Source organism: uncultured Bifidobacterium sp. (assembly GCF_959020155.1).
Lineage (GTDB): Bacteria > Actinomycetota > Actinomycetes > Actinomycetales > Bifidobacteriaceae > Bifidobacterium.
In genome coordinates this window covers 25,646-48,768 of record NZ_CAUERC010000011.1, presented here as the reverse complement: position 1 = coordinate 48,768, position 23,123 = coordinate 25,646, and the positions used below count along the sequence as shown (strand labels likewise).

The 23,123-nt window shown below is 61.6% G+C and carries 23 protein-coding genes and 1 riboswitch; of the genes, 3 read left to right on the top strand and 20 right to left on the bottom strand.

What is annotated here, in order from left to right:
- Positions 1 to 84: 84 nt before the first annotated feature.
- From Q5H31_RS04585 to Q5H31_RS04575, 3 genes are read right to left on the bottom strand one after another with little or no spacing between them, the layout of a single operon-like run.
- Positions 85 to 732 (bottom strand): HAD family phosphatase, encoded by a 648-nt coding sequence (locus Q5H31_RS04585; RefSeq protein ID WP_007051145.1) that lies wholly within the window; start codon positions 730 to 732, stop codon positions 85 to 87.
- 29 nt (positions 733 to 761) lie between these two features.
- Positions 762 to 2,588, bottom strand: coding sequence for a DNA repair protein RecN (gene recN / locus Q5H31_RS04580; RefSeq protein ID WP_007051146.1), 1,827 nt, complete (start codon positions 2,586 to 2,588; stop codon positions 762 to 764).
- Positions 2,588 to 3,610 (bottom strand): NAD kinase, encoded by a 1,023-nt coding sequence (locus tag Q5H31_RS04575; protein WP_007051147.1) that lies wholly within the window; start codon positions 3,608 to 3,610, stop codon positions 2,588 to 2,590. Before Q5H31_RS04575 ends, recN begins: the two co-directional genes overlap by 1 nt.
- A gap of 246 nt (positions 3,611 to 3,856) precedes the next feature.
- On the opposite strand from Q5H31_RS04575, the gene Q5H31_RS04570 reads away from it, so the two are divergent.
- The 3 genes from Q5H31_RS04570 (at position 3,857) to Q5H31_RS04560 (ending at position 6,848) form a co-directional block, all read left to right on the top strand.
- Positions 3,857 to 5,323: a TrkH family potassium uptake protein gene (locus Q5H31_RS04570; RefSeq protein ID WP_007051148.1), complete on the top strand. Its 1,467-nt coding sequence runs from the start codon at positions 3,857 to 3,859 to the stop codon at positions 5,321 to 5,323.
- Between the two features lie 50 nt (positions 5,324 to 5,373).
- Positions 5,374 to 6,036 (top strand): TrkA family potassium uptake protein, encoded by a 663-nt coding sequence (locus tag Q5H31_RS04565; RefSeq protein WP_007051149.1) that lies wholly within the window; start codon positions 5,374 to 5,376, stop codon positions 6,034 to 6,036.
- Between the two features lie 137 nt (positions 6,037 to 6,173).
- On the top strand, positions 6,174 to 6,848 hold the full coding sequence (locus Q5H31_RS04560; protein WP_007053602.1) for a hypothetical protein: 675 nt from the start codon (positions 6,174 to 6,176) through the stop codon (positions 6,846 to 6,848).
- Here Q5H31_RS04560 and Q5H31_RS04555 read toward each other — a convergent pair.
- The 17 genes from Q5H31_RS04555 to argB form a co-directional block, all read right to left on the bottom strand.
- Positions 6,830 to 7,603 (bottom strand): TlyA family RNA methyltransferase, encoded by a 774-nt coding sequence (locus tag Q5H31_RS04555; RefSeq protein ID WP_007051151.1) that lies wholly within the window; start codon positions 7,601 to 7,603, stop codon positions 6,830 to 6,832. The genes Q5H31_RS04560 and Q5H31_RS04555 overlap by 19 nt on opposite strands.
- 105 nt (positions 7,604 to 7,708) lie before the next feature.
- Positions 7,709 to 7,855, bottom strand: a complete 147-nt coding sequence (locus tag Q5H31_RS04550; RefSeq protein ID WP_007051152.1) for a hypothetical protein — start codon at positions 7,853 to 7,855, stop codon at positions 7,709 to 7,711.
- Positions 7,856 to 7,859: 4 nt separating this feature from the next.
- On the bottom strand, positions 7,860 to 8,900 hold the full coding sequence (locus Q5H31_RS04545; protein ID WP_007053603.1) for an HAD-IIA family hydrolase: 1,041 nt from the start codon (positions 8,898 to 8,900) through the stop codon (positions 7,860 to 7,862).
- A gap of 8 nt (positions 8,901 to 8,908) precedes the next feature.
- Positions 8,909 to 10,696: a lipopolysaccharide assembly protein LapB gene (locus Q5H31_RS04540; protein ID WP_011068271.1), complete on the bottom strand. Its 1,788-nt coding sequence runs from the start codon at positions 10,694 to 10,696 to the stop codon at positions 8,909 to 8,911.
- 27 nt (positions 10,697 to 10,723) lie between these two features.
- Complete coding sequence (gene tyrS, locus Q5H31_RS04535; RefSeq protein WP_007051155.1) at positions 10,724 to 12,046, bottom strand: tyrosine--tRNA ligase; 1,323 nt, start codon at positions 12,044 to 12,046, stop codon at positions 10,724 to 10,726.
- Between the two features lie 125 nt (positions 12,047 to 12,171).
- A complete protein-coding gene (locus Q5H31_RS04530; protein WP_302457544.1) occupies positions 12,172 to 12,939 on the bottom strand; it encodes a putative ABC transporter permease in 768 nt (255 codons plus the stop codon).
- Positions 12,936 to 13,469, bottom strand: a complete 534-nt coding sequence (locus tag Q5H31_RS04525; RefSeq protein WP_081292559.1) for an HD domain-containing protein — start codon at positions 13,467 to 13,469, stop codon at positions 12,936 to 12,938. The genes Q5H31_RS04530 and Q5H31_RS04525 overlap by 4 nt, the downstream gene beginning before the upstream one ends.
- A gap of 157 nt (positions 13,470 to 13,626) precedes the next feature.
- A complete protein-coding gene (locus tag Q5H31_RS04520) occupies positions 13,627 to 13,983 on the bottom strand; it encodes a rhodanese-like domain-containing protein (RefSeq protein WP_032744402.1) in 357 nt (118 codons plus the stop codon).
- Positions 13,984 to 14,039: 56 nt separating this feature from the next.
- Positions 14,040 to 14,849: a thiazole biosynthesis adenylyltransferase ThiF gene (thiF, locus tag Q5H31_RS04515; RefSeq protein ID WP_302457543.1), complete on the bottom strand. Its 810-nt coding sequence runs from the start codon at positions 14,847 to 14,849 to the stop codon at positions 14,040 to 14,042.
- A 76-nt stretch (positions 14,850 to 14,925) separates the two neighbouring features.
- A complete protein-coding gene (locus tag Q5H31_RS04510) occupies positions 14,926 to 15,795 on the bottom strand; it encodes a thiazole synthase (RefSeq protein ID WP_003828815.1) in 870 nt (289 codons plus the stop codon).
- A gap of 11 nt (positions 15,796 to 15,806) precedes the next feature.
- The gene (gene thiS / locus Q5H31_RS04505) at positions 15,807 to 16,001 is read right to left on the bottom strand and encodes a sulfur carrier protein ThiS (protein WP_007051161.1); all 195 of its coding nucleotides are present in this window, start codon (positions 15,999 to 16,001) and stop codon (positions 15,807 to 15,809) included.
- Positions 16,002 to 16,175: 174 nt separating this feature from the next.
- A riboswitch (TPP riboswitch) is annotated at positions 16,176 to 16,279 on the bottom strand.
- A gap of 70 nt (positions 16,280 to 16,349) precedes the next feature.
- Complete coding sequence (gene argH / locus Q5H31_RS04500; RefSeq protein WP_302457542.1) at positions 16,350 to 17,822, bottom strand: argininosuccinate lyase; 1,473 nt, start codon at positions 17,820 to 17,822, stop codon at positions 16,350 to 16,352.
- Positions 17,823 to 17,997: 175 nt separating this feature from the next.
- Positions 17,998 to 19,236, bottom strand: coding sequence for an argininosuccinate synthase (locus tag Q5H31_RS04495; protein ID WP_065443749.1), 1,239 nt, complete (start codon positions 19,234 to 19,236; stop codon positions 17,998 to 18,000).
- Between the two features lie 81 nt (positions 19,237 to 19,317).
- Positions 19,318 to 19,830, bottom strand: a complete 513-nt coding sequence (locus tag Q5H31_RS04490; protein WP_013411018.1) for an arginine repressor — start codon at positions 19,828 to 19,830, stop codon at positions 19,318 to 19,320.
- Positions 19,827 to 20,792: an ornithine carbamoyltransferase gene (gene argF, locus Q5H31_RS04485; protein WP_032682442.1), complete on the bottom strand. Its 966-nt coding sequence runs from the start codon at positions 20,790 to 20,792 to the stop codon at positions 19,827 to 19,829. The genes Q5H31_RS04490 and argF overlap by 4 nt, the downstream gene beginning before the upstream one ends.
- Before the next feature lie 43 nt (positions 20,793 to 20,835).
- Entirely contained in the window at positions 20,836 to 22,131 is a 1,296-nt protein-coding gene (locus tag Q5H31_RS04480; protein WP_131211513.1) for an acetylornithine transaminase, read from the bottom strand.
- Positions 22,121 to 23,077, bottom strand: a complete 957-nt coding sequence (gene argB / locus Q5H31_RS04475) for an acetylglutamate kinase (RefSeq protein ID WP_032684570.1) — start codon at positions 23,075 to 23,077, stop codon at positions 22,121 to 22,123. Before argB ends, Q5H31_RS04480 begins: the two co-directional genes overlap by 11 nt.
- Positions 23,078 to 23,123: the final 46 nt, after the last annotated feature.

The window sequence follows — 23,123 nt, the reverse complement described above, 5'->3', positions numbered from 1 at the left end:
AGCCTAATCAGGTACCCTTAATAAACCACGTCCAACTTCCGGGGCGCAGTTCACAGCCCCGCCAGCGGGGGCGTAACTTTTTTATCACAGCACGCGCGGGGCGTCGTGGAAGTCGAAGAGGACACCGTCGGCCAGGTGGCAGATTTCGGGCCAGTCGGAGGCGGAGGAGTCGTCGTGCATGGCCCAGACCTTCATGCCGACTGATTTGGCCGACTTCATGCCGACCAGCAGGTCTTCGAACACTGTGCAGTCGGCCGGTGCAGCACCCAGGCGCTTGGCGGCGAGCAGGTAGACGTCGGGCTGGTCCTTGCCGACGTCGTTCGCGTCATCGACGGAGACGATATCGTTGAACAAATCGAACATGCCGACGTGGCGTAGCGCCGGCTCACGCAGACGCGGGGGCAGCGAGGTGGCGACACCCAGTTTGACACCGGAGTCTTTCAGATCGCGCAGATAGTCAAGCGCGCCGGGTTTGGCTTCGACCGTGGTGGAATAGGCGACGCTGGCCATGTCGTCCCATTCCTGCATGAGCTCTTCGGGCGTGTCTGTAAGGCCGAAGCGTGCGATGGTGTATTCGGCGATCTGGCGGAATTGCATGGCGGAAACTTTGGTCATGTAGTCGGGCGGCACTTCGATTCCGCGCTTGTTCAGGAAGTCGATGTCGACTTGGTCCCAGACTCCCATGGAGTCTAGGAGGGTGCCATCGAGGTCGAATATGGCGGCCTTGGTCATTTGCTAATCTCCATCTTCTTCAACCACCCTCAGTCGCCTGCGGCGCCAGCTCCCGCCAGCGGGAGCGTAAGCCGAGAATCGGATAGGAGTTCTCGGGCGTGGTCCAGGGAGGCTTCGGATTCGCTGCCGGAGAGCATGCGGGCGATTTCGTGGACGCGGGTTTCGCCGTTGACTTCGGCGATGGTGGTGACCACGCCCAAATCGTCGTCATCGGCATCCGACGGCTCCTTGGTGACCACGAACTGCGCGTCCGCCCACGAGGCGACCTGCGCCAAGTGGGTGACGACGATGACCTGCGCGCTGCGGGCCAGCCGTGCCAGACGTTTGCCCAGTTCGACCGCGGCCTTGCCACCCACGCCGGCGTCAACCTCGTCGAAGATGAAGGTCTGGTCGGCACCGCCGCGCGTGTCGGCGGCCACCAGCTCCAAGGCCAGCATCAGTCGGCTCAGTTCACCGCCCGAAGCGCTTTTGCCCATCGGCAACTGCGGCGACCCCTCGAACGGCGTAAACAGGAACGCGATATCGTCGCGACCATACGGGCCGAGCGGATCATCGGCCTTGTCTCGCGGCGTGACGCGCACTTCCAAGGAGGCGCCCAGCATGGCGAGCGAGCCGAGTTCTTCAGTGACGCGCGCACCCAAGTCGGCAGCGGCAGCCACGCGCGCGGCGCTCAGCACGTCGGCGGCGGCGAGGGCCGCATCGTACAGCGTCTGCCGTTCGGATTCGAGTTCGGCGACCTTTTCCGGCGAGGCATCCAGATCCTCCAGATCGAACGCCGCCTTGTCCCGCCAAGCGAGCACGTCGGCCAAGGTGGGGCCCCACCGACGGGCGAGGTCGCCAAGCTCGTGGATACGGCCGTTGATCTGGTCCAGATCCTCCACGCTGCCTTCGTCGCCCAGCTCCTGGCTCAGGGCGAACACCACGTCGCCCAAATCGGCATTGATGGATTCAAGCCGATCGGCCTGCTCGGAGAACGTGCCGCCGACGCGAATCGCGCGCAACGAGGTCACCGCATGATTGATGAGTTCCACGGCCGAAGCGCCGTCGGCGGCGTCCACATCCACCTGCGAGGCATCCAGCGCGCCCAGCGCCGAACCCACGCCTTGAGCGATGTCGGCCGCGTTTTCGATGCGTTCGCGGCGCGCCTTCAGCTCCTCATCCTCCCCCGGCTGCGGGTCGATTCGGTTGATGCGGTCGATGGATTCGCGCAGGTAGTCGGCCTGTTGGCGGGCAGAGGATTCCTGCGAGCGCAGGCGTTCCAGCCGCTCATCCATGGCGGCCAGCGCATCCCACGCCTTGCGGTAGGCGGCCAGTTCGGCTTCGTCTCCGGCCACCCGGTCCAGAAACTCGCGTTGCCGTGAGGAGGCCGCGATTTTCAGCTGATCGGTCTGGCCATGAATGGTAACCAGTTCGCCGGCGATGGCCCCCAGCACCGAACGCGGTACGGACTTGCCGCCGAGCACAGCCCGCGAACGTCCGGAAGCGCGTACGGTGCGGGAAAGGAACAGTTCGCCGTCTTCGGGGTCGACGCCCGCGTCATGGGCCTTGGCCACGGCCGCGGCAGCACCGGTGAACCCACTGTCGGCATCGCCAGAACCGGCATCGTTGGTGTCGCCGGAATGTTCAGATGCGACGGCATCATCCGAGAGCGCGAAAATCGCCTGGGCCCAAGCCTCGTCCGCCCCGGCCGAGACGCGCGAGGATTCGGCGGCCCCGCCGGAGACCAGTCGGATCGCGGAGAGCAGCATGGATTTGCCGGCACCGGTCTCACCGGTGATGGCGGTCATGCCTGCGGCCGGCGCAATGGTGGCTTCTCGAATCGGCCCCAGATTGCGGATATCGAGTTCTTCGAGCATCAGGATCCTGCCTTGCCGTCACGTTCGCCCGGCTTGTCGGGCTCGGTACCAGCGACGCCAGCGTCACCGGCAACGGCAACGCCAGCCGCATACGCGGCCGCCGGGAACGTGTGCCCGTGATGCAGCGACTGGCTCGAGGCCTCGTTGCGCGCGTGCTCGCGCCAACCGACCACGGGCAGATCGAACTTGGAGACCAGACGGTTGGTGAACGGCACGCCGGAGAGTCGGGCGAGGCGCAAGGTATCGCGCGATTCGCGCACCATGACGCGCGTACCCTGCGGCAGGGCGCGCTGACGGCGTCCATCGCAGCAAATCCAGCCTTCGGACATGGAATCGTCCAGAATGTCGATGGTGAAGGTCGAGCCGGAGCCGATGATCAGCGGCCTGGCGAACAGGGCGTGCGCGGCCAACGGAATCAACTGCAGGGCCTTGACGTTCGGCCACATGACCGGACCGCCCGCGGAGAAGGCGTAGGCGGTGGAACCGGTGGGCGTGGAGACGATGACGCCGTCCGCGCCGAACGAGTTCATCTCCACATCGTCCACGCGGATGGACAGTTCGACCATCTTGCCCCGGTCGGCGCGTTCCAGTGTGATGTCGTTCAGCGCCCAATCCTCAATGGGCTTGGTGGCGCCGGGCAGCCAGACGTCCACATGGGCGATCATGCGTTCGTCGATCGAATAGTCGTGGGTGGAGACCCGGCGGATCGCCTCGTCGATCTGGAAGCTTTCGAATTCGGCCAAGAAGCCGACATGCCCCATGTTCACGCCGAGAATCGGCACTTGGGTGCAGTGGACGAGTTCGGCGGCGCGCAGTATCGTGCCGTCGCCGCCCAGGACCACGACGATTTCGGTGTCGTCCGACACGCACGGCGGCTGCACGCCGAAATCGGGGGCCTCGGTGTTGTCGATGATGGCGACTTCGAAACCGGCCACTCGCAGCTGGCTCACCGCCTCGGCCACTACGGTTCCGGTCTGCCTGAGCCTGGTATGCGTCACCACCACCGCGTTGCGCTTGGCCATGGCATCCTCCTGTCGATTCGGTCGCACTGCTCATTATTCTAACCGCAGACACCGTCATCAGTCGTACAGGTGTTCGAAAAATGCTGCTTCGTGGCGCGTCGCCGGCAACGTTCCACAGAGTCGATTATCGTAAGGCTTCGGCATACAATGGCGTACAGCCGCGCAATCACCGTACGCGTGCCGTGCGCAGCGCGATGGCATGCCGTATGACCGTACAGCAGTATCAGTTGAGGAGCTTGAGGACCCATGGCCAATGACTTCGACGAATCCTCCGCCAATGAGGAGGCCTCGAAGGGACTGTCATGGTGGTATTCAGCCGATGTACTGAGCCGAGACAAAAGCGATAAAACCGCCAAGCGCATTCGACGTATCAGCATCACCGACCGTCTGCTCAGGCACCCGGGCCGTCTGTCCATGGTGTATTTCGGCGCACTGATCATCATCGTCACCGGTTTGCTGCTGCTGCCGATCTCCACATCGGACATCATCTTCACCAATTTCCCGATCGCGTTCTTCACCGCCGTCTCGGCCCTGTCCACCTGCGGCATTCCGGTGGTGAACACCGGCGAATACTGGTCGATGTTCGGCCAGGTCGTCGTCCTGTTCTCCATCCAGTTCGGCGGTCTGGGAGTCATGACCTTCGCCTCGATGGTGGCTCTTGGCGTTTCCCGCAGACTCAAGGTCTCCCAGCGTATGCTCACCGCGAACGAGCTGGGCACCACGAAGCTTTCCGAGGTCAAAGGCGTGCTCACCGTGGTGCTGGGCACCTCCATCATCGCCGAGGTGCTGACCTTCGTGCTGCTGCTGCCCGACCTGTTCCGCGTGAACCATGGCAATATGGGGCGTACCTTGTGGCAGGCGCTGTTCTACGCGGTGTCGGCCTATAACAACACCGGTTTCACGCCGGATGCCACTGGTCTGCATGTGAACCGTTGGGGCGTGGGGCTGCCGATTCTCATCAGTGCATTCATCGGAACGCTCGGCTTCCCCGTGGTGCTGAATCTGGTGCAGTGCGCACGCCGGCGGCTCAGCCCGAAACGTTGGACATTGCACACCAAACTCACTTTGGTGACCACCGCTGTGCTGGTGGCCACCTCACTGGCTTGGTTCCTGCTGGTCGAGTGGAGCAATACCGGCCTGTTCCCCGCAGATGACCCCGGCATGAAGATGCGCCGTGCGATGAGCGCCGCCGTCATGCCCCGCTCCGCCGGTTTCGATATTTCCTGGGTGCCCGAAGTCACGAATGAGACCAAGGTGTTCATGAGCATACTCATGTTCATCGGCGCAGGTTCCTCATCCACCGCTGGCGGCATCCGTGTCACCACGTTCGCGGTGATTCTCTTGATTTGCCGCGCCGCATTCACCGGCCATCGCGATGTCACCGTGTTCCGCCGCCGTATCCCCCGCCGTATTCAGATGACCGCCGTGTCCGTGACCACGGCCTGCTTTGCGTTGGTTATGGTCGGTGCGATGATGCTGATGTTCACCACCGGCTGCGCGTTCGTGGACGCCGTGTTCGAAGCCTGCTCGGCCTTCTCGTTGGGTGGTTATTCGGTGGGCGTGGCAAGCGCCGGCAATCCGGCCAGCCTGTTTATTCTGTCCGCCGAGATGATTGTCGGACGACTTGGCCCGTTGACCATCGCCTACTCCATCAGCCGACCGATGGCTCCCGAACCTATTCGTTATCCGCAGGAAAACATTATCGTTGGCTGATCGGCCATTCAATCGGCGCCCAGCAATCTGACATAGAGAGGACCATCATCATGGCAGCAAAACCGAGCGGCAACAAAAGCGTGCTGGTCATCGGACTGGGCCGTTTCGGCGGGTCCGTGGCCGCCACCCTCGACCAGATGGGTCAGGATGTGCTCGCAGTGGACAAGAACCCGGAGCTTGTGGCCCGTTGGTCCGCGCATCTGCCCACCATTCAGGCCGATATGACCGATGTGCTGGCCATCGAGCAGATCGACGCCTCCCAGTTCGACACGGCCGTCGTGGCCATCGGCGACAGCATCGAGGCTTCGGTGATCATCACCGGCAACCTGCTGGACGCCGGCGTTTCCGACCTGTGGGCCAAGTCCGTGTCCCAGGAGCATGCGCGCATTCTGCAGCGCATCGGCGCCCGCCACATCATCAACGCGGAGACCGATGCCGGCAAGCGCGTGGGCCATCTGGTGGCCGGCAATTATCTGGATTACATCGAAATCGACGGGCCGTACACCGTCGTCAAGGTCCACACGCCCCTGTACGCGGTAGGCCGCAGCATCGAGGACGTACAAGTACATGACAAGTACGGCGTGACCGTGGTGGGCCTCAAGGCCCCAGGCAAGGAGTTCCAGTACGGCTCCAAGGAACTGGTCATGCATCGCAACGACGAACTCATCCTCATGGGCAAGCAGGATCAGATCGACCACTTCATCCAAGGCTAACCCCCTAACTGCGCTCGCTATACCCCCTATCTGCTCACATCGTGACCGATATAACCCCCTCAACATGGATGCGCTCATTATTGTGGCAATAAGCCATAAAGCTGTACGTCCATATTAATAAGGGGAGTTTTATCATCATGGGCAAGCATACGCAGAATTGCACGCTGATAGGCAAAGGAGTCTACGGCACCATAGGAGTGGACCAACGTTCCCGTCTTGCCGATGGCGCGCATTTTCACACCATGATTGTGACCAGCACCCTCGAGGCCTCAGTTATAGAAGGGGACAAACTGGTCATCAAAAGTGGCATTGTGCGGTGTGATGGTGATATTCGCGTATCCAGCATCAGCGGCAGCGGCGACATCGAAGTCGGCGGCGACATTATTTGCGATGAAATAACCTTTACCGGCAAACTACGATGCAACGGCGATATCGTTTGTTCCGGAAATCTGTCCGTCAATGGCTCCCTAGGCACCCGTCATATTAGCGGTCAGACAGTCCGCTTGAACGGCGTGTTGAAGGGTCATGACGTCAACAGCAGGGCTCTGGAAGTTCATCCACTCCGCAGTACGATGTTTTCCCGTTTTGATATGGATGGGTATGAGGATGGCAGCACGGTTCGCCATATCACAGCCGTCACGGTTGAAGCCAACCATCTGCAATGCCGGACTTTGACGGCGGACTCCGCCATGCTACGCAACGGCAGTGCGGTGGAAAGCGCCACGTGTGCCACCGCACTAGGCATCGACCGTACCTCCAGCGTGCTGCTGGTGAACGGAGACTGCCAACGCATTCATCTCAAAACAGCGTAAAGCAGGTATTCCTCATTACCGTGGGTGCCGATGATGGGACTATCGGCAGTGGCCACCACGTCAAGTCCGTGCTGTTCAGCACAGGCGACCACGTCGTGTAATGCCCGCTCCCGCAATGCCGGATCTTCAACGATGCCGTTTTTGCCGAGTCCTGCCCGGCCGACCTCGAACTGCGGTTTGACCAGTAACACAATCTGCGCACCGGGAGCCGCGATGCGCGCGATTACCGGGATCACATAGGTCAGGGAAATAAAGGAGACGTCGGAAACGATCATCGCCGGCCGGTAAGGCAGGTCGTCGGCCTCTACTTCGCGAATGTTGACGCCGCTCATTTCGATGACGTGCTCGTCATTGGCGATGCGCGGGTCGAGCTGGCCGTGCCCAACGTCGAGCGCTACGACTTTGGCCGCTCCCCCGCGCAACAGTACGTCGGTGAAGCCACCGGTGGAGGCACCGATATCCAGACATTCCAAGCCTTCCGGCCCGGTAAGGCCATTGCCGGCAAAGGTTTCGAACGCGCCCAAGAGTTTGTAAGCGCCTCGGGAGACGTAGTCGTCGCCCTTATCCACGGCGAGTTCGCTGTGCCCGGCTTTGACCATGAACGATGGCTTGGTGATGGTCTCGCCGTCCACGCGCACATGCCCGGCCTTGATGAGTCGCTGCGCTTTGGCCCGCGATTCGACCAGTCCCGAAGCCACGAGCATCATGTCAAGTCGGTCAAGTGGAGTCGCGGGATCGATATGCTGCTCGGTCATATATCTTCCTTTCGGCCCACCATCCACCAACGGGGTGGCTCGGCATGGAGCCACCATCCAGCACTTCACGTCATCTTCCGCTGGCGGGAGAATGAATCACCTCTGCTAGCTGCGGCTGTTATCAAGCTCGTGTTGTAAGGATTCCAGCACGTTGCGATAGGTCTCAAGCTTGCGGTCGTTGTCTTGTTCATCGATATCCGCAAGTTCGGGGTATCGCTCGGTGACCGGCGCATGTTCGCTATCCGTAGGCATAGGACTATGCCTCGATGGCGAACACCGGTACCGTGGCCTCGCTAAGCTGTGCGCCTTGGTCGGCGGCTTCCCATGCGGCGCATACGGCGGCGCGCAGGCCGTCCATACTGGTGGGGTCGCTGACGTGTACCTGGCCGTTTTCAAACCAAGCGCTAGCCTTGCGGCATTCCCAAGTACCGCTCTCATCGCGGACCGGCTCCGGTTGGGCTTCGCCGAGTTCACGCAGATCAGGGGCGATGAATGTGGGCCTCAGGTGTGACGGAGCCAGCATCAGTTCGGTCGGGTTGGTGACACCGGTCAGCACCGCCAGCGAATCGTAGTCGCCGCGGTTACCGGCCTCGATATCGGTGTCGAGGCGGTCGCCAATGGCGATGGACGCCTCCTTGGGCACCAAATCGTGGCCTTCGGCGGCGTTCAGTTCGCGGGCCTCATCGTACATGTACGCTTCCGGCTTGCCAGCGGAGGCGACCGGTTCGACGCCGGTGGCCGTGATCACGGCGCGAATCATCGATCCGCAACCGGGGGCGATGCCCAGTTCACGAGGAATCGTTAGGTCGCGGTTGGTCACGAAATACGTGGCTCCGGCCTCGACCGCGAACGCAGCATCGGCCATCATCTGCCAAGTCATATCCGGATACCAGCCCTGAATGACGGCCTGCGGGCGGTCCTGAGGACCGTCCACGATGGTCAGGCCGTTGCGGGTGACCTCATCGCGCAAATGCTCGGCGCCCAATACCTGTACGCGCGCGCCGGCGGGCAACGCCTTGGCCACCATACGGGCGGCCACCACCGAAGAGGTGATGACCTGCCACGGCTCCACGTCCAAGCCGAAGCCCTTGAGCTGGTCGGCCACCACGTGCTGGAAGCGCGAGGAGTTGTTCGTGGTGTATTCGATGGTCATGCCGGCGGCTTCGGCCGCACGAATGGAATCGGCCGCGTATTCGACCGGATTCTTGCCGCGATACACCACGCCGTCGAGGTCCAGCAGCGCAAGCTGATAGGCCTCGGCGAGCGGGCGATCGGTGCCTTTGAGGAAACGGGTCATTACGCCGTTCACTCCTCGGTTTCGGTTTCGGTTTCGGGTTCGGTGGAGTCGGAGTCGGCGGATTCGGCGGAATCGTCAGCCTCGGCGTCATTGGCGGAATCGGTCTCGGTCTCGTCGGCCTCATCAGACTCGGCATCACCGTCTTCAGCCTCGTCATCCTCATCGCCGTATTCCTGCTCCGGATCCGGGGCGTACTGCGCCTCATCCGGATCGATGCCGAGCTTTTCGAGCACGTCGGAGTCGTCGGTGATGTCTTCGAGATCGTGATCGATCACCACGTCGTCGCTGTTTTCGTCAATCTCCTCGTCGGCATACTGGTCCTCAAGACGGTCCAGCAGGTCGTTGAGCTGCTCGGCTTCCTTGCTGCGGCCGGCCTCTTCAAGGAAGTACTGCTCGGCCTGCACGGCACGCATGCGGTACTCACCCGGCAGCCCCTGGGAACGGCCGACGGTGTGAACCACTTCAATGGCCTTGTCCCACATCTCCAAATCGCCAAGGGCACCGGCGTACACCAGGAACATCTCGACCTTGGGAGCGCCATGCAGCTGCTTGCCCTCATCGGACAGCGCCAGTTCCACGGCCTTCTTCGGCTCTCCGACGCCACGCTCGCAGTCAGCGATGAACGGCAGGTAGTCGAGGAAGCCGTTCATACGGTAGGCGGTGCGGAACTCACGCAGGGCCAGCTTGTAGTCGCCCTGACGGTAGGCCACGAACGCAAGCGTCTCGCGGGCGAAGTCGATGCGGGAGGCCTGACGGGCCACCCACTTGGCGTGCTCCAAGGCAAGTTCGGGGTCGCTCTCCTCCAGCGCGAAAGCGGCGAGGATGTGCAGACCAATGTTCTCCGCGTGCTCCTTGGACAGGCCGCGCAGACGTTCGCGCTCATCCTTGGACAGCATCGACCATTCCATGCCCTTGGGCATCTTGGGCTCGTCGGGACGACGGTCGGTGTACGGGTTCTGCGAGGGGAAGCTCATCGTGCCGTCGGAGTTACGGCGCGGGCGCCTCATGTATTCAGAGCGCTTCTCCTCACGGTACTGGCGCTTCTCTTCCTGCGAAAACTCGCGGAATTCGCCGTCACGACGGTTGTTGTCGCGGCGATCGTCACGGCGGAAGTCACGACGATCATCGCGGCGGTCGTCCCTGCGGAAGTTGCGGCGGTCGCCATCACGGCGATCGTCGTCGCGACGGAAGTTGCGACGCTCACCATCGCGGCGGAAATCACGACGATCGTTATCCCTGCGGTCATCGCGACGGAAGTCACGACGGTCATTGTCACGACGGAAGTCACGACGGTCCCCATCGCGACGGTCGTCCCTACGGAAATCTCGGCGGTCGTCGTTGCGGCGGAAGCTGCGACGCTCACCATCGCGGCGGAAATCACGACGATCGTTATCACGGTGCTGGTAGCGCGGATTCTCGCCGTTCTCGCCTTCGTGGGAACGGTAGCCGCCTTCGCGGCGCGGCTTGAAGCCTTCGCCGTCACGGCGCGGACCATTGCCGCGGTAACCGCCCTTGCCGCCGAAGCCGGAGCGGCCGCCCTTGTGGAAGCCGCCGGACTTGCCGTACGACTTGCGGTAGCCGCCGTGGCCCTCGCCATCACCGTCACGGCGCGGCGCGTAGCCCTCGCCATCCTCACGGCGACGCGGCTTGAAACCCTCACCATCATGACGCGGCTTGAAACCGCCCTTGCCGCGCGGCTTGAAACCCTTGCCGCCGCGGTTGCCCGGTCGGCGATCGCCATACCCCTTATGGCCGCCGCCGTAAGACTTGCCGGAACGCTCGTTACCTTCTGCCATTACTTGTTTTCCTTAATTCGTTGTTGATTAACGGTTTTCCACGGCGCCGAGCGCCTTCTTGCCACGACGGATAAGCGCGAAGCGGCCTGCCAGGAAGTCGGCTTCGGCCAGCACCTGCTCCTCATCCTCGATACGGTTGTTGTTGAGATACACGCCACCGGACTTGATGGCGCGGCGTGCCTCGGAAGCGGACTTGAACAGTCCGGCAGCCTGGGCGGCGTCGATTACGCGATCGCCGGGCTTGGAGACGGGGAAGACGTGCTCGCCGTTCTCGTCGACCACCTTGAAACCGTCGAGCACGGATTCCAGCGTTTCCTCGTCGATGTCTTCGAGGTTGCCACCGCGGCCGAACAGCGCACCGGAAGCATCGATGGCAGCCTGGGTAGCGGCCTCGCCATGCACGAAGCTGGTGACCTCCCAGGCAAGGGTCTTCTGGGCCTCGCGCTTGCCGGGGTTGGTCTTGGATTCCTCGACCAGTCGTTCGATTTCGGCCTTGGGCAGGAAGGTGAACGCCTTCAGCAGGCTTTCCATCTCCACGTCCGGGCGGTTGATCCAGAACTGGTAGAACTTGTACGGGCTGAGCATCGTGGCGTCGAGCCAGACGGCGTTGCCCTCGGACTTGCCGAACTTCTTGCCGGAAGCATCGGTGATGATCGGGCTGGTGAACACATTGACGTCCACACCGCGCACCTTGTGGATCAGGTCCAGGCCGGAGGTGAGGTTGCCCCACTGGTCGGAGCCGCCGAGTTCCAGCGTGCAATGGTATTCGTCAAACAGGTGGAGGAAGTCGTTGCCCTGCAGCACCTGGTAGCTGAACTCGGTGAAGGAGATGCCTTCCTCAGAGTTCAGGCGGCGGGCGACCGTGTCCTTGGCGAGCATGGTGCCCAGACGGAAGTTCTTGCCGACGTCACGCAGGAAGTCGATGACGGTCATCGAGGCGGTCCAATCGTAATTGGACACGAAACGTACGGCGTTCGCGCCTTCGGTGTCCAGAATGCCGCCGATCTGATTCTTCAGGCGATCGGCCCAGCCGGCCACCACGTCCTTCGGGTTAAGCGTACGTTCGCCGGACTGGCGCGGGTCGCCGATGAGTCCGGTGGCGCCACCGACCAAAGCGATCGGATGATGGCCCGCAAGCTGCAGGTGACGCATGTTGATGAGCTGCACGAGGTTGCCGATATGCAACGATGCAGCGGTGGGATCGAAGCCACAATAATAGGTGATGGGCTCGCCGTTCAGTGCTTCTGCGAGTCGATCCCGGTCCGTGGACTGGGAAATCAACCCGCGCCATTCCAGTTCCTCAAGCAGGGTGTTGAAACCCGCTTCCTTGAAGTCGGTGACGTGAGCCATAGCTTGTCGCTTCTCCCTATCGAATTGTGAATAAGACTGCCCAATTGGGCACAGTCAAGTTTCGCAGAACATGGCGACAGTGCCGAACACCAGCCGAGCCGCGCGATTCAGTAAAACGCCTTATTCTAGCGGCGCGGGCCCATAAGTTCGCGCAAAGAGTCGATGATGTCCTGACGATCCGGCACCTGGAACTTCGGGAAGGACTTGAGCATACGCTTCTGCTGTGCGTTGATGACGCCATTGACGGCCCAGCGCAGACGCTCAACCGTATCCTGCGAAAGCTCACGCATCCTGTCGGATACCGCACTGGAGCCCCACTGCCACGTGCCACCGGCGCGTGCCGCCACATCCTGCACCACCTGAGAGACGGAATCGAGCACCTGCTCGAATTCGAGCATGCCCGTAACCGTGACCGCCAAGTCGATGATGGTGATCAGGGCCAGTACCGTGACCAGCGTATGCAGCATCGGTAGCGGAATCATATCCGTGACCCGCTCGACATATGGCTGCGAACCAAGTACCACGCCCACGCCGCCGAGGCCGAAAATCAACGCGCCCAGCAGGCAGACGCGGCCTTGGAGGTTGAAGCGGAAGTTCGAGTAATCCCACCAGCGGGCGTGGAACAGCTGCTCCATGACCCATGAGGTTGTGTATTCGAGTATCGTGGCGCCCACCATCGAAATCAGGAAGATGATGATCGGGTTACGTACGTTGCCGAGAATGGCGACGCCGAGTATCGCGCCGGTGCCGTAGATCGGGCACAGCGGGCCGTTGAGGAACCCTCGGTTGACCAAGCGGTGCTGTTGGCAGGAGACGAGGATGGACTCGTACATCCAGCCGACGAAACTGTAGAACAGAAACCAGAGGAAATAATGTTCGAGTGTGGTGATCATCGACGGGCTTCGATCTCGGCGTAGGGCTTCGCGGCGGGCAACGCGCGCTTGTTGAACCGGTCGAACGAGAAGGTCTCGGCGGTGGCGGAGCATTTGTCCGCCAAGGTGACCAGATAGCCTTCGATATAGCGCGGCGGCACCGGGGTCATCGGGAACATGTGGTTCTCGATGCTGTTGCGTTCGATATCGTTGAGCTTGAAGTCCTTCAGGGCATTGACCAGGGCGGCGTGGCCATGGGTGAAGCCATGCCACTGGTGTTCGCCGTTATCCCAGTCGTGCCAGTCGTACAGGAAGTAATCGTGCAGGAGGGCCGCGCGAATCAGGGATTTGAGGTCGACGCGGTACCACAGGTGTGCGCGGTCGGCCATCCACACAGCCAGGCAGGCGACACGCACGGAATGTTCGAACGTGGTGACACTGCCGTGCTGGTAGCAGCAGCGTTCGATCTGCATGTGCTGGTGTTCGATGACCTCACGGCCGTACTTGGCGACCAGGCGTTGAATCTGCGTCCGAGTGAGCAGATGTCCCACGGTTTCGACCCTCCGTTCGGGTTGGTTCAGTGCAATCCCTTGTTGTGAATCACGATTGCCCGACGATATTCAAGAATCCATCGAGTAATACCGTGACCGATTGTAGGGCACACGTATGTCCGTGCACACTCATCCAAAAGAACGACAACGGGAACCGTTAATCATGGTGGGTTTCAAGATAGTCGAGATAACCCTGAAAACCGCCATCTAGGCTTGCTACATCGTAACCGCGATCGGCAAGGATTTCAGCTACTTCCTCGCTCCACCATCCTTGAGCACAATAGACTACGACAGTTCGATCTGTGGGCACGGTTTTGAGCACATGGGCCAGAGGGTCGAGTGGTGCATTGATGGCACCTTCGACCGGGTGGGCGGCGAAGTCGGCTGGTTCCCTCAAGTCGAGCAGCGTGACCGTATTCGGGTCGAGCTTGGCAAATTCCGCCGGCGTGATGCGGCGGTACGATGATTCACTGCTCTCATCGTCAACGACCGCATTATGCAAGGCAATAGGCATGTTCTTCCCCTCTCGTTCTGATCTTGGCTCCCCTCAAGGAGGGGAGCCACATAGCTCTAAATCGCGCAGGCCGGCTGAATATAGTTGGCCGGATCAATAGCAGTAATGGTCGGCTGCTCACCGCACACCGGGCAGTCGGGCACATGGTTCGGCAACGGCACACGGCGGATGTTCATGGTCAGGGCATCCACAGTGAGCATACGAGCCACGAGCGGCTCCCCCACGCCGGCAATCAGCTTGACGGCCTCAGTCGCCTCCAGACTGCCGAACACGCCGACCACCGCGCCCAGCACGCCGGCCTCCTTGCAGGTCGGATTCTCACCGGCGGCGGGCATGTCGCGGAAGATGCAGCGGTAGCAGGGGCCTTCGCCGGGAATGACGGTCATCACCTGACCGGCGAATCCGACCACGCCGGCATGGATGTACGGCTTGCCGGCCAGCACGCAGGCGTCATTGATGAGGAATTTTGCGGCGAAGTTGTCGGTGGCATCGATCACCAGATCGTACGGTTCGATGAGGCCGGCGATGTTGCTCGCGTCGACGAGCTCGTAGTAGGTATCAACCGTCACATCTGGGTTGAGCGCGCGGATGGCTGTGGCCGCGGATTCCACTTTGGGCGCTCCGACACGTGCGGTGGTATGGATGATTTGGCGTTGCAGATTGCTCATATCCACCACATCGCCGTCCACCAGTCCGATATGGCCGACGCCGGCCGCCGCCAGATACAGGGCGGCCGGAGAACCAAGACCGCCCGCTCCGATGATGAGCACGCTGGAGGCCAGCAACCGCTTTTGCCCTTTGACGCCCACACCCTTCAAAATCAGATGGCGCGCGTACCGCTCCACCTGTTCATCAGTCAATGCCATGTTTTCTCCATGTTTCCAGCTCCCCTCAGTCCGCTACGCGGCCAGCTCCCCTCAGAGAGGGGAGCTAATAAAAGTGTCAGTGCAAATACCCTGTAGTCGGGCTGGACGGCACAGCCTGTCCCTCGGTCACCTTGCCAAGGCCAGACAAATACGCCGCACGACCAGCATCGATGGCGTGCTTGAACGCCTCAGCCATCAGCGGGATATTGCCAGCAGAGGCAACGGCCGTGTACGCCATCACCGCATCCGCACCCATCTCCATCGCATCGCAGGCCTGGCTCGGACGGCCGATACCAGCGTCGATGATGACCGGCACATGCGCGTTGGCGATGATGATTTCGATGAAGTCACGCATGCGCAGGCCCATATTGGAGCCGATCAACGAACCGAGCGGCATAACGGCAGCGGCACCGGCCTCCTCCAGCTGACGGGCCGCAATCGGGTCCGGGAACATGTAGGGCATGACCACGAAGCCTTCCTTGGCCAGCATTTCGGTGGCTCGGATGGTTTCGGCGTTGTCCGGCAAGAGGTACTTGGTCTCGTGTTCGATTTCGACCTTGACGAAGTCGGTGTGGCACACTTCGCGTGCCAGTCGGGCGATACGCACGGCTTCCTCGGCGTTGCGCGCACCGGAGGTGTTGGGCAGCAGCGTAATGCCTTCGGGAATGTAGTCGAGCACGCTGTTCTCGGTGGTCTGCGCGCGGCGCAGTGCCATGGTGACGATTTGCGTGCCTGCATGTTCGACCGTGGCCTTGATGAGGTTCAGGTCGTAGCGGCCGGAGCCCAGAATGAATCGCGACTGGAACTCGTGACCGCCCAGGTTCAGCGGCTTGTCTTCCACCGGGAGAATCGGCGCGGCGGTGCCGACCGGATTGGTGACGGCGGGCTGCGGCGGCAGCGGAGTCGCCTCAACAGATGCTTCAGTAACCGGATTAATATTGCTCATAGCTTTTCCTTTCATCCACCCTGTACAAACTGCACAATTTCCATGACGCACTGGTCGTCGAGCATGGCGTCGGCACGCTTATCGCGCGGGATAATCTCACCATTGAGTTCGATGGCCACACGCTCGGCGCGGAATCCGTGCGCTTCGAGATAATCGGCGACGCTGACCGGCGTCTCGAGCGTGACCTGCTCTCCGTTGACCTGCATAATATCCTTTCAGATAGTAAAAAAGGGTGCACGAAACGAACCGTACCTTATGTGGTGCGCCCATTCATGAACCCAATCATGCGACCGTTCGACCGCTGTGATGTATTGGCTCCATCACGACCGTCTCACGGCTGAATTATGCAAACGGAATGAAAGCTGTATCGGAGAACCCGGCAAATCTGCGACAACGATTCCTTACGGCGGCATGACCCGCGTCAAGTTCCCCGGTCGAAGTCTGGCGACTTCCTCTCAGCCTCACGGCTCCCGTTCGTTACGGTTTCTCAGTGTATGCCGTTGCAGTGACAACAGCAAAATGAAGCTCCCTCATCAGAGGGAGCTTCATTGGGACTAGAACGTGCCGGGGGCTTTGTAGGCGGAACCATCCGACGTGGATGCGGGGAAGAGCTTGAGTTCTTCGACCTCGGCCTTGGCGTCGGCGATCTGCTCGCGCACGCGACCGTAAGCGGTGCCGCCCTTGCCGTTGCGGGAGTCGACCGAACCGTGGCTGGAGAGCACTTCGCGTACTCCCGGAGCCTTGTCGGCCGGCAGGAACGCGGCGAAGGTCTCGATGAAGTCATCGTCGGTCAGATCCCACAGTTCCTGGCCGCGGCCTTCGGCGAGCTTGACGCAGGCACCAGAGAGCTCGTGCGCGTGGCGGAACGGCACACCGTTCTTGACGAGCCATTCGGCGATGTCGGTGGCCAGCGCGAAGCCGGTCGGAGCTTCCTCTTCCAGGCGGTCGCCGTCGAAGTGCATGGTCCTGACCATGCCGGTGAAGGCTGGCAGCAGCACTTCGAGCGTATCGACCTGGTCGAACACGGCCTCCTTGTCTTCCTGCAGATCGCGAGCGTAGGCGGTGGGCAGGCCCTTCAGGGCGGCCAGTAGGCCGGTCAGATCGCCGATGAGTCGGCCGGACTTGCCGCGGGCGAGCTCGGCGATATCCGGGTTCTTCTTCTGCGGCATGATGGAGGAGCCGGTGGAATAGCCGTCGTCGAGCTTGACGAAGGCGAACTCCTGGGTGTTCCAGATGATGATCTCCTCGGACAGGCGGGAGATGTCCACGCCGGTCATGGCGGCCACGAACGCGAATTCGGCCACGAGATCACGTGCGGCGGTGCCATCGATGGAGTTGTCGGTCACGCGGGAGAAGCCGAGCTCACGCGCCACGGCCTCCGGGTCGAGGCCGAGCGTGTTGCCGGCCAGTGCGCCGGAGCCGTACGGAGAGGCGTTGATGCGCTTGTCCCAGTCGATCAGTCGCTGCACGTCGCGAATCAGCGGCCAAGCGTGGGCCATGAGCTGGTGCGCGAGCAGCACGGGCTGGGCGTGCTGCATGTGGGTGCGGCCCGGCATCACGGTGCGGCCGGCCTTTTCGCTCTGCTCGATCAGGGCGTTGACGAGGTCAAGCAGGAGTCCGGCGATTACGCGGGAGTGACGGCGCAACCACATGCGAATCAGGCAGGCGATCTGGTCGTTGCGGGAACGGCCGGCCCTGAGCTTGCCGCCGAGTTCGTCGCCGGCAATGTCGATCAGACCGCGTTCGAGGGCGGTGGCCTCGTCCTCATCGTCTTCGATGGGGGCGAAGGAGCCATCGTCAACGTGGCGCTGGAGCGTGTCGAGCGCATCCTCCATGCGCTGCAGCTCGTCGGCGGTCAGGAGTCCCGCACGGCCGAGAGCACGGGCGTGGGCGCGGGAACCGGCGATGTCGTCGTCGGCCAAGCGCCAGTCGAACTGCGTGGACTTGGACAGTCGGGCCAATTCCGGCGACGGACCAGACGTAAAGCGACCACCCCACAGGGCCAGATGTTCGTTGTTCTCAGTCATGAAGACTCCTTGAAAAGTGAAAATAGCTGTGTTTAAGCGTAGCAATGTGTTCAAACATACAGTTGCCCCCGCTGGCGAGGGCTGTCACATGGAGTGTGACTGAGGACAGTCCTTTCAAAGACCACTCCCAGTCAGCTATGCCGACAGCCTCGCAGCGGGGGCGACTGAGTAAGAATTACTCGACGGTGTTCTTCGGAACCTCGATGCCGTTGCCGAACTTGACGTCGCGCGCTGCGGCCACGCGGGACGGCAGGCCGTAGATGTCGATGAAGCCGTTGGAGGACTTCTGGTCGAAGGTATCGCCGGAGTCGTAAGTGGCCAGCTTGTAGTCATACAGCGACGAATCCGAGCGACGGCCGGTCACGACCGCGCGGCCGCCGTGCAGGACCATGCGAATCTCACCGGACACGTACTTCTGGGTGTCCTCGATGAAGGCATTGAGCGACTGGGTTGCCGGGGAGAACCACTGCGCATCGTAAACCAGCTCACCCCAGCGCTTGTCGATGTCGCGCTTGATGCGGTGCTGTTCGCGTTCGAGGCAGCAGTTCTCGAGTTCCTGGTGAGCGGTGATCAGGGCCACGGCACCCGGGGCCTCGTATAGCTCGCGGGACTTGATGCCGACCAGACGATCTTCGATAAGGTCGATACGGCCGATGCCCTGGGCTCCGGCGCGGCGGTTCATCTCTTCGATGGCCTGCAGCGGAGTGACGTCACGTCCGTCGATCTTGACCGGCACGCCTTCCTTGAACTCGACGACGACTTCATCTTCGACCGGCGGGAAGGCCGGGTCGTCGGTGTAGGAGTAGCAGTCCTTGGTCGGGCCGTTCCACGGATCCTCAAGGAAGCCGGTCTCGATGGCGCGGCCCCACACGTTCTGGTCGATGGAGTACGGGGACTTCTCGGTCTGAGTGATCGGCAGCTTGTGCTCCTTGGCGAACGCGATCTCGACGTCGCGGGTCAGGGACAGGTCGCGAATCGGGCTGATGGCCTTCAGCGTCGGGTCGATGGAGGCGATGGAGACCTCGAAACGAACCTGGTCGTTGCCCTTGCCGGTGCAGCCGTGGGAGATGGTGTCGGCACCGAACTGGTGGGCGGCGCGCACGAGGTGCTTGGAGATCAGCGGACGGGAGATGGCGGAGACCAGCGGGTAGACGCCTTCGTACATGGCGTTGGCCTTGAGGGCCTTCATGCAATATTCGTTGGCGAACTCGTCACGGGCGTCGACCACGTAGGATTCAACGGCACCGCAGGCGAGGGCGCGCTGCTTGATGGTCTCGAGGCTTTCGCCGCCCTGACCGACGTCGAGGGACACGGCCACGACGTCCTTGCCGGTGCGCTCCTTCAGGTACGAGATGGCGACGGAGGTGTCAAGACCGCCGGAGTAGGCCAGAACAATGCGCTTGTTATCTGCCATTGGTTCCCTTTCGTTACAAGTTCAAAAACAAACTGATGCAAGTATATACAGAGGACTGTATATTTATGCACGGCGTGTTGGTTATTTGGAGGCGAGGCTTAGCAGCCAGTCGGAGCGGGAGACGGCGGTGTCGTCATTGGTGCAAATCACCATGACGGTGTCGTCTCCGGCGATGGTGCCCAGCACGCCTTCGATCGGCTGCTTGTCAATCACCGAGGCCACGTATTGTGCGGCACCGGAAGGCGTGTGCACCACAACCAGATTTCCGGCGGCGGCCACCGAGGTGACCAGTCCGTTCAGCACGCGGGACATCTGTGCCTCACCGCGCTCCCCTACATCCTCACCTTCTGAAGCAACGACGCTGCGACCCACTGTGTAGGCCACCGTGCCGTCCTTCAGCCGGGTCTTCACCGCATGCATCTCGTCAAGATCGCGGCTCAGGGTCGCCTGAGTCACCGCAATGCCCTCGTCGATAAGGATTTTGGACAGCTGTGATTGCGAGGTGATGATATGCGTGGCGAGCGCCTGTTCTATGGCACTCAGCCGCGCCGCCCTGGTGGCAGGGCGCTGCAGGGACGGACCGGTTTCACTCATGCGAGCAGGCTTTCGTCTCCACGGGCCTTGCCGGTCAACCAAGTCAGCAACGCTTTCTGTGCGTGCAGACGGTTCTCGGCCTCGTCCCACACCACGGACTGCGGGCCGTCGATCACTTCAGCGGTGACTTCCTTGCCGCGGTAGGCGGGCAGGCAGTGCTGGAAGAGTGCATCCGGCTTGGCCAATGCCATAAGTTCGGTGTTGACCTGGTAATCCCAGAACGGCTTGGAACGGATGGCGTATTCGGCCTCCTCGCCCATGGAGACCCAGGTGTCGGTGAACACGCAGTCGGCGTCCTGCACCGCTTCCTTGGCATCGGTGGTGACCAGGATGGAGCCGCCGGTCTCGGCCGCGACGCGCTTGGCGTCGGCCACGATGTCCGGGCGGGGCAGGTAGCCGTGGGGGCCGGCCACGCGCACGTCCATGCCGGCCACGGCACCGCCGAGCAGGTAGGAGTTGGCCATGTTGTTGGCCGCGTCGCCGAGGTAGGCGATGGTCTGGTTCTTCAGGTTGTCGACGCCGCCTCGGTGCTCGGCGATGGTCTGGAAGTCGGCGAGAATCTGGCAGGGATGGAAGTCATCGGTCAGGGCGTTGACCACCGGATGGGTGGAGTACTTGGCCATTTCTTCGACGCGGTCCTGACCGAAGGTGCGCCACACCACGCCGTAAGCCATGCGGTCGAGCACACGAGCGGTATCGGCCACGGGCTCGCCACGGCCCAGCTGGGAGCCGGACTTGTCGATGACCAGCGGGTAGCCGCCAAGCTCGGCAACGCCGATGGAGAAGCTGGAACGGGTGCGGGTGGATGGCTTGTCGAACAGTACGGCGACGGCCTGCGGACCGGCGAACGGCTGCTTGTAGAAGCGGTCGTGGTGGAACTTGATGGCAAGTTCGAGCACCTGCTTCTGTTCCTCATGGTTGAGGTCGTCGTCACGCAGCATGTGGCGAAGTTCTGGGGTCATGATGATCTCCTTGGATCGGTGGGTCGGCAGTGACAGAGAGAAATCAGTCGTCGGGCAGGTCCGTAGGCACATCCTTGAGGATGGCAAGTGCCTGATCCACGTCTTGTGCGGTTACAATCAGCGGCGGTGCGAAACGCAGCGCATTGGGAGCCACCGCGTTGACGATGAGCCCGTGTTCGAGGCAGTAGTTCATCACCGCGTGGGAGCAGGGATGCTTGAGCTCGACGGCGTCCAGCAAACCACGGCCGCGTACGGAAACGAACAGCGGATTACCGGTGGCCATAATGCCATCGCGCAGCTGTTCGCCGCGAGCTTCGGCGTTGGCCACCAGATTCTCGTCTTCAATCACGTCAAGAGTGGCGAGTCCCGCAGCCGCACCCAGCGGATTGCCGGCAAAGGTGGAGCCGTGGGAACCAGGAGTGAACAGAGCCGCAAGTTTCTCGCCGAAAGCGATCATGCCGCCCATCGGGAATCCGCCTGCCACACCCTTGGCGAAAGTCACCATATCCGGCGTCACGCCGCCGGACAGATCGTCACGCTGGAATGCGAACCACTTGCCGGTACGTCCGATACCGGTCTGTACTTCATCGATGATAAGCAGCGCGTGGTTGATATCGCACAGTTCGCGCACGAACTTGACGTAATCGGCGTCCAACGGCTGCACGCCGGCTTCGCCTTGGATAAGTTCCAGAATCACAGCAGCCACCGGACCCTTGCCATAGCGACCGAGACCGGTCTGTGCAAAAGCGTCGTGCAGGGCGACCTTGTCGCCGGCGCGCACGAATTCGATGTTCGGCACCAGCGGATCATACGGCTTGCGGATACCGGGTTTCCACGTGGCGGACAGCGCACCCATCGTACGGCCATGGAAGCCGTGAGTCATTGCGAGAATGCGTGCGGGCTTGCCGCCGATGGAAGGCAGGGCACCAGGCAAGGTGCGTCCATACAGCTTGGCGAGCTTGAGGGCAGCTTCATTGCCTTCAGCACCGGAGTTGCCGAAGTAGACTTTGGAGCCTTCAGGTGCACCAGCCAGCTTGACCAGTTTTGATGCCAATTCAATTTGCGGCTCGGACGCAAAATAGTTGCTGATATGAGCCACCTTGGCAGCCTGATCGGCAACCGCCTTGACCCACTTGGGGTGGGCATATCCGAGGGAATTGACGGCGATGCCTGCCAGGAAATCGAGGTATTCGTTACCGTCAACATCCCAGATGTGGGCACCTTGGCCGTGATCCATGACGCGCAGCGGCGTACCGAACACATTCATGTGGACCTGAGAGTACTCTCCCAGCCACTTGCTGTCTTCCGTACCTAGTTTTTCCTCATGCTCAGTAGCCATAAGAGCTCCTCATTTCCAGTCCTTCATCGGGCATAACCATGGTACCGATGCCTGCGGAGGTGAATATCTCGTTCAAAATCGAATGCGGCTTGCGCCCATCGATGATATGGGCTTGGGGCACGCCACCGTCGATGGCCCTGACACAGGCCTCCATCTTGGGTCGCATACCGGATTCCAGGTCCGGCAGCATATCGCGCAGGGTTTCCACACCGATCCGGCCAATCAGAGAATTCTTGTCCGGCCAATCGGCGTACAGACCATCCACATCGGTCAAGATAACGAGCTTGTGTGCGCCCACAGCGGCAGCCAAAGCGGCGGCAGCGGAATCGGCGTTCACGTTGAGCACTTCAGTGGCATCTTCTTCGTTCGGAGCCACGGAAGAGACGACCGGGATACGACCGGCGGCCACCAGATCCTCGACTGCCGAAGCATCGACGGAAACCACGTCGCCGACCAGGCCGATATCGGTGGACTTGCCATCGATGATGGGCCTGCGCTGCATGGCCGAGAACAGGCCGCCGTCTTCACCGGACAGACCTACGGCCAGCGGGCCGTGCGCGTTGATCAGGCCTACCAGTTCGCGTGAAACCTTGCCGGTCAGAACCATGCGCACCACATCCATGGCCTCGGGGGTGGTGACCCTCAGGCCGCCCTTGAATTCGGATTTGATGCCGAGGGCCTTGAGCATGTGGGAAATCTGCGGGCCGCCGCCGTGCACGACGATCGGGTGCAGACCCACCTGACGCAGAAAGACCATGTCTTCGGCGAAGCACTGCTTCAGATGGTCATCGACCATGGCATTGCCGCCGTATTTGACGACGATACGCTGGCCGGCGAACTCCTCCAGCCATGGCAGCGCTTCAATAAGCACTTCTGCCTTCTGATCGGCGCGCAAATCGGTGTGCACGTCGAAATGGAACCCAGGTCCCTTCAATTCTGTAGACAATTTTTCTCTTTTCTGCGACGCCGGCGACGCTATCGCTGCCGGCTGC